This window comes from Salegentibacter salarius (assembly GCF_900168265.1).
In the GTDB taxonomy this organism is placed as follows: domain Bacteria; phylum Bacteroidota; class Bacteroidia; order Flavobacteriales; family Flavobacteriaceae; genus Salegentibacter; species Salegentibacter salarius.
In genome coordinates this window covers 13,172-26,488 of sequence record NZ_FVZF01000003.1, presented here as the reverse complement: position 1 = coordinate 26,488, position 13,317 = coordinate 13,172, and the positions used below count along the sequence as shown (strand labels likewise).

The 13,317-nt window shown below is 39.0% G+C and carries 13 protein-coding genes; 8 read left to right on the top strand and 5 right to left on the bottom strand.

Annotated features, from left to right (window positions below; translation table 11 throughout):
• Window positions 1-118: 118 nt before the first annotated feature.
• From B5440_RS02615 to B5440_RS02605, 3 genes are all read right to left on the bottom strand, one after another.
• On the bottom strand, window positions 119-511 hold the full coding sequence (locus B5440_RS02615) for a YkvA family protein (RefSeq protein ID WP_070054441.1): 393 nt from the start codon (window positions 509-511) through the stop codon (window positions 119-121).
• 263 nt (window positions 512-774) lie between these two features.
• Entirely contained in the window at window positions 775-2,328 is a 1,554-nt protein-coding gene (gene amaB / locus B5440_RS02610) for an L-piperidine-6-carboxylate dehydrogenase (RefSeq protein WP_070054440.1), read from the bottom strand.
• A 61-nt stretch (window positions 2,329-2,389) separates the two neighbouring features.
• Entirely contained in the window at window positions 2,390-2,932 is a 543-nt protein-coding gene (locus B5440_RS02605; RefSeq protein WP_070054439.1) for a 3-hydroxyanthranilate 3,4-dioxygenase, read from the bottom strand.
• Between the two features lie 201 nt (window positions 2,933-3,133).
• On the opposite strand from B5440_RS02605, the gene B5440_RS02595 reads away from it, so the two are divergent.
• The 8 genes from B5440_RS02595 (at window position 3,134) to trxA (ending at window position 11,898) form a co-directional block, all read left to right on the top strand.
• Complete coding sequence (locus tag B5440_RS02595) at window positions 3,134-4,210, top strand: isoaspartyl peptidase/L-asparaginase family protein (protein WP_070054437.1); 1,077 nt, start codon at window positions 3,134-3,136, stop codon at window positions 4,208-4,210.
• A gap of 135 nt (window positions 4,211-4,345) precedes the next feature.
• Entirely contained in the window at window positions 4,346-4,897 is a 552-nt protein-coding gene (locus B5440_RS15785; protein ID WP_262506385.1) for a phospholipase A, read from the top strand.
• Entirely contained in the window at window positions 4,894-5,187 is a 294-nt protein-coding gene (locus B5440_RS15780; RefSeq protein WP_262506384.1) for a phospholipase A, read from the top strand. Before B5440_RS15785 ends, B5440_RS15780 begins: the two co-directional genes overlap by 4 nt.
• A 71-nt stretch (window positions 5,188-5,258) precedes the next feature.
• Window positions 5,259-5,747 (top strand): GbsR/MarR family transcriptional regulator, encoded by a 489-nt coding sequence (locus tag B5440_RS02585; RefSeq protein WP_070054436.1) that lies wholly within the window; start codon window positions 5,259-5,261, stop codon window positions 5,745-5,747.
• A 15-nt stretch (window positions 5,748-5,762) separates the two neighbouring features.
• A complete protein-coding gene (locus B5440_RS02580) occupies window positions 5,763-6,887 on the top strand; it encodes an efflux RND transporter periplasmic adaptor subunit (protein ID WP_070054435.1) in 1,125 nt (374 codons plus the stop codon).
• A 6-nt stretch (window positions 6,888-6,893) separates the two neighbouring features.
• The gene (locus B5440_RS02575; protein WP_070054434.1) at window positions 6,894-10,049 is read left to right on the top strand and encodes an efflux RND transporter permease subunit; all 3,156 of its coding nucleotides are present in this window, start codon (window positions 6,894-6,896) and stop codon (window positions 10,047-10,049) included.
• A 2-nt stretch (window positions 10,050-10,051) separates the two neighbouring features.
• A complete protein-coding gene (locus B5440_RS02570; protein WP_070054433.1) occupies window positions 10,052-11,458 on the top strand; it encodes an efflux transporter outer membrane subunit in 1,407 nt (468 codons plus the stop codon).
• Between the two features lie 140 nt (window positions 11,459-11,598).
• A complete protein-coding gene (gene trxA, locus B5440_RS02565; RefSeq protein WP_070054597.1) occupies window positions 11,599-11,898 on the top strand; it encodes a thioredoxin in 300 nt (99 codons plus the stop codon).
• 179 nt (window positions 11,899-12,077) lie between these two features.
• On the opposite strand, the gene B5440_RS02560 is transcribed toward trxA, so the two are convergent.
• Together B5440_RS02560 and B5440_RS02555 are read right to left on the bottom strand one after the other, a co-directional pair.
• Window positions 12,078-13,004, bottom strand: coding sequence for a DUF5996 family protein (locus tag B5440_RS02560; RefSeq protein ID WP_070054432.1), 927 nt, complete (start codon window positions 13,002-13,004; stop codon window positions 12,078-12,080).
• A gap of 17 nt (window positions 13,005-13,021) precedes the next feature.
• Entirely contained in the window at window positions 13,022-13,303 is a 282-nt protein-coding gene (locus B5440_RS02555; RefSeq protein ID WP_070054431.1) for a GNAT family N-acetyltransferase, read from the bottom strand.
• Between the last annotated feature and the right edge of the window lie 14 nt (window positions 13,304-13,317).

Below are 13,317 nucleotides of genomic sequence, written 5' to 3'. Positions count from 1 at the left end.
GGATCAAATATGTTAATAATTAAATTACATGTTAGAAGCTGAAACGAGTTCAGCTTGACGAGAACAAACTTTTCAAACAGCCTCTTTTTATTGACCTATATAATTAGTGATCAAGAGCTTAAGCAGCATTTCTCTTCCAGACCTTATAAGAGATCAGGTCTTTTTCAATTAGGTTAAGACAAAAAGCAATTACAGCCGCGTCGTCTAAATAACCAACTATCGGAATAAAATCTGGGATTAGATCTAATGGCGAAAGCACATATAGTAATGCTCCTCCAATAGCCGCAACCACGTTAAAAGGAACTTCCCTATAATTTCCATTGGCATAATCTCTTAGCAAATTAAAAAGTAGTTGTGCATCGTCTACATAACGCTGCAGCTTTCCTTTATTTTCAAACTTAGACTTTATCTCTTCTTCATCTTCCAGCACATTATGCACATCTTCCTCTTCAAAATCTTCCTGGCGCTTTTTATGCTCTTTCTTAATTGTTTCGTTATCGATTTTACTCATTGTCTATTTTTTTGATGACCACAAAATATAAAATTATTATTGAAGGTTTAATTAGGGAAATGCTAAAATCTGAGAAAAAACAAACCTCACAGATTTTAATGCTGTGAGGTTTGTTTGGTTTATAACTCCAATCAGGATACTCCGTCATTCTGTCCCGAAGCTCCGGGATTATTTCAGAATCTAAGTTATTTTTATGTACATATTAGACCCTGAAACGAGTTCAGGGTGACGGCAATAACTTTTCAAAAAGTTCCTGAAAATATTTACAAATCGAATTTAATACCTTGTGCCAACGGCAGTTCAGTAGTATAATTAATAGTATTTGTTTGTCTGCGCATATAGATCTTCCAGGCATCAGATCCAGATTCTCTTCCGCCTCCGGTTTCTTTTTCACCGCCAAAAGCGCCACCAATTTCAGCTCCGGAAGTTCCTATATTCACATTTGCAATCCCGCAATCTGAACCTTCTACAGAAAGAAAACGTTCGGCTTCCCTTAAGTTATTGGTCATTATTGCTGAAGAAAGTCCCTGCACTACTCCATTTTGTAATTCCAAAGCGTTAGAAACATCTCCAGAATATTTCATAATATAAAGTACCGGTGCAAAAGTTTCGTGCTGTACGATCTTAAACTCATTTTTTGCTTCGGCAATGGCCGGTTTTACGTAGCATCCGCTTTCATAACCTTCGCCTTCTAAAACACCGCCTTCAACTAAGATCTTACCGCCTTCTTCCACAACTTTATCTAAAGCGTTTTGATAATTTTTTACCGCATCTTTATCGATAAGCGGCCCCACGTGATTATTTTCATCTAATGGGTTTCCAATTCGCAATTGCTTATAAGCTTTTACAATCGCATCTTTTACTTTATCGTAAATAGATTCGTGAATTATTAATCTTCGGGTAGAAGTACAACGCTGCCCGCAAGTTCCCACAGCTCCAAATACCGCGCCGATTACCGTATTTTTAATATCGGCATCTGGGGTTACGATTATGGCGTTATTTCCTCCTAATTCAAGAAGAGATTTTCCTAATCTTGCGGCAACTGCCTGGGCAACTATTTTTCCCATTCTAATAGAACCGGTAGCCGAAATTAACGGCACTCGTTTATCGTTGGTCATCATTTCACCCACTTTATAATCGCCGGTGATCAATGAAGAAATTCCTGCCGGAACATTGTTTTCAGCAAAAACTCTAGCGGCAATATTCTGACAGGCTACAGAAGTTAAAGGAGTTTTCTCTGATCCTTTCCAAACGCAAGCATCTCCACAAACCCACGCCAAAGCCGTATTCCACGACCAAACCGCAACCGGAAAGTTAAATGCCGAAATAATCCCAACCACACCAAGCGGATGGTACTGCTCGTACATTCTATGTCCTGGGCGTTCAGAATGCATGGTTAACCCGTGTAACTGGCGGGAAAGTCCCACTGCGAAATCGCAGATATCTATCATTTCCTGAACTTCGCCCAAACCTTCCTGGTAAGATTTCCCCATTTCGTAGGAAACCAATTTCCCCAAAGGTTCTTTTAATCTTCTTAATTCATCATTGAACTGGCGAACCACTTCACCACGCTGAGGTGCCGGCCAGGTGCGCCATTCTTTAAAACCTGCGGTGGCAGTAGTAATTACTTTTTCGTAATCTTCTTTGGTGGTCGCTTTTACTTTTCCAATTAAAGCGCCGTCTACAGGAGAATAAGATTCAATTACTTCACCACTACTAAAAAAATCTTTTCCGGTAGAAGTTCCATTATTGGTTTCCTGCAAACCAAGATCCTTTAAAGCTTGTTTAATTCCGAATTTCTCTGCTATTTCACTCATTAATTTGTAAATTTTATCTGTTCTTTTGTGTGTTTCCTGCTAAAATACTAAATTTTTAACGCTAATCTGTCCCGGCAACATAACGTTCGTCTACCGGCATCACTTCCCCGCAGTTATCGCAGGTTCGCAAGTCTTTGCTTCCGTAGAAATGCTTAAAATGTTTTAGAAAATCTTTCTCGATATCGGTTAAGGGAAAATAGACCTCATACAATTTATGGCTACAATTATCGCAAAACCATAAAAGTCCGTCCTTACCCTCTAATTGAAGCCTTTTTCTCTCCACAACCAGGCCAATCGAACCTTCTTTTCTCACCGGCGAGTGCGGTACTTTTCCGGGATGCAGGTACATATCTCCCGGGCCTAATTGCATTGTCTTTTTTTCACCATCTTCCTGAATATGCACTTCTATTTCACCTTCTAACTGGTAAAAAAGCTCTTCTGTCTCGTTATAATGGTAATCTTTACGGGCGTTGGGCCCGGCCACAACCATTACAATATAATCTTCAGATTCTTTATAAAGATTTCGGTTACCAACCGGCGGCTTAAGCGATTCGCGGTTTTGCTCAACCCATTTATTAAGGTTAAAAGGTTTATTTACTGCCATGATTTCAAAATTATATTGCTTAAAATTACAACTTAAAGCTCGAAAAAAAGGACGATTTCATTATCTTTTTGGGCGCCTTAACGGGCTATTCGCTGCAATTCCTCGTCGCCTGTTGGCGCCTGCGGGATTTACACTGCTATCCCCGGCGCAAGATCAAAAAATTATACAAATGCTTATCTTCGGCTGAAAATCACACTTTTTATGAAAAAAATATTCCTTTTATTCAGTTTATCACTTTTTTTAGCCTGTAATACTTCTGCTGAAAAAGAAACTCAAACAAATGAAACTACCGAAACCAAAAAAGATCAGGATTCCGTAGAAAACTTTGGCATTGTAATTCACGGCGGCGCGGGTACAATTTTAAAGGAAAATATGAGCGATTCCCTTGAACAAGCCTATAAAGCCAAACTGGAAGAAGCCATAAGAACGGGGCACGAAATTCTCGCCAATGGCGGAACTGCAATTCAAGCTGTGCAGCGAACTATAAATATCATGGAGAATTCACCACTTTTCAACGCCGGGAAAGGAGCTGTTTTTACAAACGAAGGCAAAAATGAGCTCGATGCTTCAATAATGGATGGGCAGACTTTAAATGCAGGAGCAGTTTCTGGAGTAACCACCGTGAAAAACCCAATAAATTTAGCCTGGGAAGTCATGGAGAATTCAGAACACGTAATGCTTTCGGGAAAAGGAGCTGAACAATTTGCTGAAGAACGAAATTTGGAAATAGTAGATCCTGAATATTTCTATACCGAAAACCGATTTAAAAGTTTAGAACGCTTAAAGGAAAGAGATTCAGAAAAAACAGAGCTTGATCACGATGGGAAGACTGCTTTTGTAGATCCGTTTATCAAAGATTCTAAATTTGGCACTGTTGGTTGTGCCGCTTTAGACAAAAATGGAAACCTGGCGGCAGGAACCTCAACCGGCGGAATGACCAATAAAAAATGGGGGCGCATAGGCGATGCTCCAATAATTGGCGCTGGAACTTACGCTAATAATAAAACCGCAGCGATATCTGCAACCGGCTGGGGAGAATTTTTTATTCGTGGAGTCGTAGCCTATGATATTTCAGCATTAATGGAATATAAAGAAATGAGTCTTGCCGAAGCTACTAAAGAAGTGATCCAGAATAAAAACCCCGAACTTGGCGGTAGTGGCGGAATCATCGCAATAGATCACCAGGGAAATGTTTCAATGGAATTTAATACCGCGGGAATGTACCGCGCAAAAATGAATAAGAATGGCGACCTGGAAATAGGAATTTATAACAACTAGTTACATACCAACCTATTAGATTAAAAAACCCAACTAAAAAGTTGGGTTTTTTCTTTTAACGGAAATTTAAAGATTGTTAGTTCGGGAGATTCAGAACTAAGCATACTTTTGCTGGTTCTTATAAAATGTACAAAAATGATAAACAGGGCTTACTTTCTCCTTTTAATAATTTTCACTTTAAGTATCGGTGAAGCTACTTCTCAAAGATTATCCCGAGAAAAGATAAATGATACTCTAGAGAAAATGCCCGTATTTTCTATACACAAGGATAATTATTTTATAAGCGGTATTTCAACAGATAAAGAAATCTCATCAGAAACCGCCGATGCAAAATATCAAATTAGCTTTAAAGCTTTACTTACCCGAAATACTTTACCGTTTGATACGCATTTGTTTCTTACCTACACTCAAAAGGCTTTTTGGAATATTTATAAATTCTCAAGTCCTTTTCAGGAGATTAATTTTCAACCCGGTCTTGCTCTAGGGAAACCGATTTACAACCGAAACGATCATTTAGCCGGGATGGCATATTTGCAATTAGAACACGAGTCTAACGGGCGAGACAGTATATATTCCAGAAGCTGGAATAGAATTTCCCTGGGCTATCACACCGCTATTAACGAAAATTTCTTGGTTAGTATTAAAGGCTGGTCCCTTTCAGATACAAAAAAGATAACCCAGATTTGATCGAATATGTTGGCTATGGCAAATTAAACCTTACCTACAACATTATACCTAATGAGTTTCTTGTAGATGTTATGTTGATGAAAGGCACTAAAGATTGGAACGGTACATTGAGAACACGTTTAATGTATAAACCTTTTAATTCTTCTAATATTTATTTAATGCTGGAATGGTTTAAAGGAAATTCTGAAAGTCTTCTCAATTATGAAGAAAACAGGAGTATGGTTCGTGCCGGATTTGTGCTAAAATCCGATGAACTCAATTTCCTGAAGTCCCTGCCGGACGCGCTTTAACAAATATTTAAACTTATTTAGTTCGGTTTATCCGGAACCAAACATTAATTTCGCAGCTTCAAAAGAAAAGAATGAATAAATCTGACTTAGAAAAAGAAAAAACCCGCCTCATTGAAAAACTGGGCGTTCAGTTTGAAAAAGAATATCAATTAGCGCCAGTGGCCGCAAGGATCTTTGCCACCGCCATAGTTACAGGAAAAAAAGGAATCACTTTCGATCAATTGGTGATGGATTTAAATGCGGGGAAAAGTACCGTATCCTGCCATCTAGAACACTTACAGGCAACCAACAGAATAGAGTATTATACAAAAACGGGAGACCGCAAACGCTATTTTGTAGTAAAGCCAGATCTTATGGAAAAATACATTGATGAAATGACGGCCAAATGGGAAGCGCAAAGATGCATTCATAAAGAAGTGCTTGAATTTAAAATACAGAGTAACGAATTGAACAAGGAAGATCCTCCTTTTGACCTGGAGTTTCAAAAAAGCCTGCTAGACTTTCTGGATGAAGCGACTGCAGCAGTTAATAAATTAAAGAAGAACATAGACAACCAATAATTCATAGTAAAAGCAATGAGAAAGATAATCTATTTTAGTCTCCTTATAAGCGCAGCAGTTTTCACTTCGTGCTCAGACAGCAAAAAGGGACAGCCAGCTCAAGAGGCCCAGGGCCCACAACCTTTCCCGGTAATAGATGTACCTACCAGGACGGTTACCGGATATACTTCATACCCCACCAGTATTGAAGGTGTTGTAAATAGTGAAGTGAGAGCAAAAGTTTCTGGCTATGTTACCGATGTTTTGGTTGATGCAGGTGAAAAAGTAAAGAAAGGGCAGCTACTCTTTAAGCTTGAAACCGAATCTTTGTCTGGTGATGCTGAAGCCGCAAAAGCAAATGTAAATGCAGCCCGCGTAGAAGTTGAAAAACTAAAACCCCTGGTTGAAAAAGATATCATTAGCGAAGTTCAATTAGAAACCGCGAAAGCGCAGCTTTCACAAGCTGAGGCAAATTACAACAGTATTGCAGCCAGTATTGGCTACGCTAAAATCAAAAGCCCGGTAGACGGTTATGTAGGAGACATTAATTTTAGAAATGGCGCTTTGGTTTCACCCGGCGATCCCACTCCCCTTACCACGGTTTCCCAAACCGATGAGGTTTACGCTTTCTTTTCTATGAATGAGAAAGACTTCCTAAGCTTTATGAGTAATACCGAGGCTAATAGTATGGAAGAAAAAATAAAAAATCTTCCTGAAATTAATTTGATTCTGGCCAACGGAAATGAATATGAAAAGAAAGGAACTATAGAAACAATTTCCGGAGAAATAAATCAGCAGACCGGTACCGTAACCTTTCGGGCTAAATTCGATAATCGCCAGGGTTTGCTTAGAAATGGAAGTAGCGGTACAGTTAAAATACCTAATGTATATGAAGATGCATTAATAGTTCCCACCCTTTCCACCTTTGAACAACAGGGAAAAACTTTTGTTTACAAAGTAAAAACCGATTCAAGCCTGATTGCTTCTTCTCTAAATATTATTGCAGAAATAGATAAGGTTTATGTAGTGAATGAAGGCGTAGAAAAAGGAACCACTATTCTGGCTAAAGGAGCTAACAAAGTAAAAACGGGTACCAAAATACAACCTCAGCCTATCGCTTTAGATAGTATTGTAAATTCCTTCAACACAGTTTTTAAATAAAAAGCTATGCTAAAAACCTTTATAGAACGTCCTGTATTATCTACAGTAGTATCTATTATCATTGTGATTTTAGGTGTTTTAGGACTATCAGAATTACCGGTAACTCAATATCCAGACATTGCACCACCTACGGTGCAGGTAAATGCATCTTATCCCGGGGCTAATGCAGAGACAATACTTGAAAGTGTAGTTGTACCTATTGAAGAGCAAATTAACGGGGTGGAAGGAATGACATACCTTACCTCCAGCGCAAGTAATAATGGTAGCGCCAGTATAACAGTTTTCTTTGAACAGGGCTACGACCCAGATATTGCCGCCGTAAACGTTCAAAACCGGGTTTCCAGGGCTAATGCAGTGTTACCCGATGAAGTTATTCGGGCCGGTGTAACGACTACAAAAAGACAAAACTCGGCTTTATTATATGCCGGTTTATACTCTACCAATCCAGATTACGACGATACATTTATTCAGAATTATTTGAATATTAATGTAAAACCAGAACTACAGCGAATTAACGGTGTTGGTGAGGTTAATGTATTTGGAGGAAAAGACTACGCAATGCGAGTTTGGTTAGATCCCGCTAAAATGGCGAACTACGGTTTGGTGCCAAGGGATGTAACCTCAGCCATTGGAGAACAAAGTTTAGAAGCAGCCGCGGGAGCTTTAGGACAAAACGCAGGCGAGTCTTTTGAATATGTATTGAAATACAAAGGCCGTTATAAAACTGCTGAAGAATATGAAAACATTATTATTTCTGCCCAGGATAATGGTCAGTTTTTAAGAGTTAAAGATGTTGGAAAGGTAGAACTGGATGCGTTCTCCTACTCTTCACTTTCCAGGTCTAAAGGGCATCCGGCTATTAGTTTTGGTGTTTTTCAAACTCCGGGTTCAAATGCCCAGGAAGTTATTGAAGAGATCTATGTAAAACTGGATGATCTAAAAGAAGATTTTCCGGAAGGCGTAGATTATATTATTAACTATGACACCAACAAATTCTTAACCGCATCTATAGGAAAAGTAAAAACCACTTTAATTGAAGCATTCTTGCTGGTTTTCTTAGTGGTATTTGTATTTCTTCAGGACTTTAGATCTACATTAATCCCGGCGATTGCTGTTCCTGTTTCGATTATCGGAACATTTTTCTTTCTTGGGGTTTTAGGATATTCAGTTAACCTGCTTACTTTATTCGCACTGGTCCTCGCCATTGGTATTGTGGTAGATGATGCTATTGTAGTTGTTGAAGCCGTCCATGCCAAGTTGGAAGATGGCGCCGAAAGTGCCAAAAAAGCTTCAGTTTCAGCAATGAGTGAAATTGCTGGTGCTATTGTTTCCATTACCCTGGTAATGGCAGCGGTTTTTATTCCTATTACTTTTATACAGGGACCATCTGGAGTATTTTATGAGCAATTTGGTGTGACACTTATTGTTGCGATATTAATTTCAGCAGTAAACGCGCTAACCTTAAGTCCCGCCCTATGTGCATTATTCTTAAAACCACATTCTGAAGAACATAAAAAGAAAAACTTTTTACAAAGGTTTTATAGTGCTTTTAATGCAGGGTTTAAAGCTACAACGAGAAAATATACAAGCTCATTAGGCTTTTTAGTAAAACACAAATGGATTACTTTTCTAATCCTGGCGATTGCCGCGGCAGGTATCTTTTGGGCAGATAGCTCTATTCCTAAAGGTTTTGTCCCTACCGAAGACCGGGGAGTAATTTTCGTTAATGCCGAACTTCCTCCTGGTTCTTCTTTGGACCGCTCCTATGAGGTTTCCCAAACACTTTACGATCAAATGGAAAGCGTTGAAGGAGTACGTACCGCAACAGTTATTGCCGGGCGTAACTTTTTCTCGGGTGCAGGTAGTTCTAATGCTATGGGCTTTATTATTCTGGAAGACTGGGGAGACAGGGAAACAGAAGCAACTTCGGTAGACGGAATTATCGCTCAGCTTAATAAAAAGGCTGCCTCTATCAACGACGCTCAGATCATTTATTTCACTCCGCCCAGTGTTCCCGGGTTTGGTAGTGCAGATGGTTTTGAAATGCAATTGGTAGACAGAGCATCGGGTGAGCTAAAAGCTTTAGACGAAACAGCTACCCAGTTTGTAGGAAATCTAATGCAGCGACCTGAGATCGCCTTTGCTTCTAATCCTTTTAGCACAAATTATCCGCAGTTACAAATGGATATTGATGTGCCTAAGGCAAAAGAAGCCGGAGTAAGCATTAGTGATATTTTAAGTACCCTACAGGGATATATTGGAGGTATTTATACTGCTAACTTTAGCCGATTTGGAAAACAATATCGTGTTTTTGTACAGGCTCTGCCCGAAGATCGTGTAAATAAGGAAAGCCTTAATAGCATGTTCCTTAAAACTCCCAGCGGGGAAATGGCACCGGTTTCACAATTCGTGACTTTAGATCGAATCTATGGTCCACAAACCGTAACCCGTTTTAATCTGTTTAATGCGGTAACACTTACCGGTTCTTCAGCTCCGGGTTATAGCTCGGGAGATGCAATTACGGCCATTCAGCAAACTGCAGAACAAAGTTTACCTAACGAATATGACGTGGCTTTCTCCGGACTTACCCGGGAAGAAATCGCTTCTTCAGGCCAGGCGGGAATAATCTTCCTCTTAAGTATTGTATTTGTTTACTTTTTACTGGCAGCGCAATACGAAAGTTACCTCTTACCATTTTCGGTAATACTCTCTTTACCTATTGGAATTGCAGGAGCATATTTCACCACCTGGATGGCAGGTTTACAAAATAATATCTACTTCCAGATAGCCCTAATAATGTTGATTGGCTTACTGGCCAAAAACGCTATTCTTATTGTAGAGTTTGCCATACAGCGGCGTAGGGAAGGAATGCCTTTAACCGAAGCTGCAGTAGACGGCGCGCGTGTTAGATTGCGACCTATTTTAATGACCTCTTTCGCATTTATTTTAGGACTAACTCCTTTGGTACTTGCTACAGGTGTAGGAGCCGAAGGTAACAGGTCTATTGGTACAGGAGCTGCCGGTGGATTGCTAATTGGAACGGTTGTAGGTGTTTTTGTAATTCCTATTCTTTATATCATATTCCAATGGTTACAAGAAAAAATTTCGGGCGCTCCTGAAGCAGCTCAAACAGAAAAGAAATCAATTTCTGAAAAAGCATAATGATGAGAAGAAAAAGTATATATAAATTTTTGCTTGCGGGTGCCGTACCATTTTTACTGGTTTCCTGCTTTGCCGCTAAAGAATACGAACGTCCTGAACTGGAAGAAATTTCAGAAGAACTTTATAGAACAGATAACCTTCCGAAGGATTCCCTAAGTATGGCGGTGATTTCCTGGAAAGAAATTTTTACCGATCCTATTCTGAAAGACCATATTAAAGAAGGCCTAGAGAATAATATTGATATTCGAATTGCCATACAGCAAATGCTGGCAGCAGAAGCTTACGTAAAACAGGGGAAAGCAAGCTATTTTCCTACTTTAAATGCGGGGCCGTCTGTGAGCCATCAAATCTTATCTCCAAATAGCCAGTTCGGGTCTTTCTTTGATGGAAGTATTACCCAATACGATGTAACCGGAAATCTTTCCTGGGAAGCCGATATCTGGGGAAAAATAAGAAGTAACGATCGTGCTTTTACCGCGGCTTATTTACAAAGTGAAGCGGCTCACAAAGCGGTGAAAACTCAGCTTATTGCCAATATTGCCAGTAACTACTACCAATTGCTGAGCCTGGATGAACAACTTAGAATTGCTGAACAAACTCTTGAAAACAGGGAAAGCAGTTTGGAAACTACCGAAGCTTTAAAGACAGCCGGGAATGTTACCGAAGTTGGGGTACAGCAAACCAAGGCCCAATTGCATACGGCCGAAGCCTTAGTGGTACAGCTTAAAAATCAAATTCGTTTACTCGAAAATGCTTTTTCTATTCTCCTGGGCGAAGGTCCGCAGGAAATAGAAAGAACCGAGCTTTTTAAGCAGAATATTATCACCCCACTTAATACCGGTGTGCCTTCTCAATTGCTTAGAAACCGGCCAGATGTTATCGCCGCAGAGTACGGGCTTATAAATGCTTTTGAGCTTACTAATGCTGCCAGGGCAAATTTCTATCCTTCCCTTACACTAACCGCGTCGGGAGGTTTCCAGAGTTTAGAATTAGATAAATTATTAAACGCAAACTCTCTCTTTGCTAATTTAGGTGCATCTTTATTACAACCTATAATTAACAAAAGGCAAATAAGAACGCAGTATGAAGTTTCACAGGCAGAACAGCAACAAGCCTTGCTAAATTTTAAACAAGCGATTCTGGTGGCCGGCAGGGAAGTTTCTGATGCGCTTTCTAACTATAAAGCAAGTACAGAACGTAAAAATATTCTAGAAAACGAATATCAAGCCTATAATAAAGCTTCAGATTTTTCTGAAGAATTGCTTAATAATGGACTCCTAAATTACCTGGAAGTTTTAACTGCCAGGGAAAATGCACTAAACTCAAGGCTTAATTTGATTAGTGCTGAATACAATAAATTGAATTCCATCGTAAACCTTTATAAAGCCCTTGGTGGAGGCTGGCAATAATTTTTGTTGAATTTGTTTTATTAATTGTTGAAGAGGCAGCCACGGAATTTTATTTCGTGGCTGTTTTTTGTTGGAAGAGCAATTTATTTTCGACTAAAGCAGGAAATTCAGTAACTTTAAGAAAGCTTAATTTAATTATTATGAAAAGCAATTTTAGCGAAATTATAAAAGATGAAATAGCCGTTTTAGTAGACTTTCATGCCGATTGGTGTGGGCCTTGTAAAACATTGGCTCCAATTCTAAAAGAGGTAAAAGCCGAATTAGGCGATGCAGTAAAAATCGTAAAGATAGATGTAGATAAAAACCAGGAGTTGGCAGGAAAATATCAGGTGCGTGGTGTGCCTACTATGATTTTATTTAAAAACGGGCAACAACTTTGGAGACAATCTGGAGTTTTGCAAAAGGCAGAAATTATTGAAGTGATCAATTCTAAATCATAATTAAATAACGCCGGAACATTTAATCTTTATCGAGTAAAGAAGTTCGTCATTGCGAGGCCGGATCTGTGGCAATCTATTGAATTATAAGATCTATTTCAGAAAATATTATCTTGCTGAAAACAGATTGCTTCAACCAAAAACGGGTTCGCAATGATGTATTATAATTAGCATTTTACCTTCTACAGTTTATCGAGATCTGGCACTTTTAAGTCTTCAATTGGCCATCCTGCAAGCTCAGCACCGGCCTGGTAAGCACTTTCCATAAAATCCAGTAAAGCCTTTCTTGGATTTTCTTCTTCTCTAAGATTAGCATAAGTTAGAATAGCCATGGGGCTGCCGTTGTTCATTTCCCAACTTGCAGATTTAGGTTGAAGTTCTTGACTTTCCAAACCTTCAGGATTAGGAAAAGTATAGGAATAAAATGCCGGCTCCTGCACTTTGTCATCACCCGGCCAAAAACCGAAGCTTATACATTCGTGAGTATAAGCATCTTTGTCTGAAAGTCTGGCTTCAGCAGGCATTTTTGGAGCTTTTTTGCCCGAAAACCTGGTAACGGCAAGATCCATAGAATGCCAGTATAAATGCACCGGACAGGTTTTTCCGTAAAATCTTCCGCTAAATTCTTTAAAAACTCCGTCTGTCCATAACAGGCTTTTCCAAAGTTTTTCAGCACAAGATTTATCGTATTGATGGATTTCAGAAATGTCTGAAAATTTCTTATCGATACCCAGATCAAAAGGCTTGTCAACAATATTTACCTCTATTTTCAATGATTTTAAAATCGTAAAAACTTCTTTATAAAAATCGGAAATGCTTAATCCACTTTCAAGCTTTACAAGCTCAAAATCCCCTTCGCTTGTTGCTATTTCCAGTTGATGCTTAATAAAATTAAAATCTATAGAAAAACTGCTAAACCCATTGTTATAAGAAATAGCGCCAGTGGTAAACCCATGTTGATTGAGGTAATGAGTTATATACCACCAGTGATTTTTTCTAGGCGAAAGCTTCATCCTGATCTTTCCCACTACCTGCAGAAAAAGGTGAAGTGTGAGTTTCTCTTTTTCGAAACCTACATATCTTAAATCGGGAAGTGAGAATTTTTCCATAATTACTGAATTAAAAATTAAGCAAGCACTTCCTGAAATTCAGGGGTTTTTTCTATCACGCTTTTAGCAAAAGGACATAGTGGAATCACTTTTAGTTTATTTTCTTTTGCAAAATCTACCGTTGCTCTCACCATCTTCTTCCCAACACCTTTACCTTTAAATTCAGGATCAACTTCAGTATGATCTATTATAAATTTACTCTTCCCAGCCCAGGTATATTCTATCTTCCCGGCTTGTGTTTCATCCTCTAAAACTTGAAAAAATCCTTTGGTTACCTCATCAATTTGCTCAATCTTCATAATTCAAATATTTA

Coding starts and splice junctions, on each gene's coding strand:
- B5440_RS02615 (WP_070054441.1), bottom strand. CDS start 511: ATGAGTAAAATCGATAACGAAACAATTAAGAAAGAGCATAAAAAGCGC.
- amaB (WP_070054440.1), bottom strand. CDS start 2,328: ATGAGTGAAATAGCAGAGAAATTCGGAATTAAACAAGCTTTAAAGGAT.
- B5440_RS02605 (WP_070054439.1), bottom strand. CDS start 2,932: ATGGCAGTAAATAAACCTTTTAACCTTAATAAATGGGTTGAGCAAAAC.
- B5440_RS02595 (WP_070054437.1), top strand. CDS start 3,134: ATGAAAAAAATATTCCTTTTATTCAGTTTATCACTTTTTTTAGCCTGT.
- B5440_RS15785 (WP_262506385.1), top strand. CDS start 4,346: ATGATAAACAGGGCTTACTTTCTCCTTTTAATAATTTTCACTTTAAGT.
- B5440_RS02585 (WP_070054436.1), top strand. CDS start 5,259: ATGAATAAATCTGACTTAGAAAAAGAAAAAACCCGCCTCATTGAAAAA.
- B5440_RS02580 (WP_070054435.1), top strand. CDS start 5,763: ATGAGAAAGATAATCTATTTTAGTCTCCTTATAAGCGCAGCAGTTTTC.
- B5440_RS02575 (WP_070054434.1), top strand. CDS start 6,894: ATGCTAAAAACCTTTATAGAACGTCCTGTATTATCTACAGTAGTATCT.
- B5440_RS02570 (WP_070054433.1), top strand. CDS start 10,052: ATGAGAAGAAAAAGTATATATAAATTTTTGCTTGCGGGTGCCGTACCA.
- trxA (WP_070054597.1), top strand. CDS start 11,599: ATGAAAAGCAATTTTAGCGAAATTATAAAAGATGAAATAGCCGTTTTA.
- B5440_RS02560 (WP_070054432.1), bottom strand. CDS start 13,004: ATGGAAAAATTCTCACTTCCCGATTTAAGATATGTAGGTTTCGAAAAA.
- B5440_RS02555 (WP_070054431.1), bottom strand. CDS start 13,303: ATGAAGATTGAGCAAATTGATGAGGTAACCAAAGGATTTTTTCAAGTT.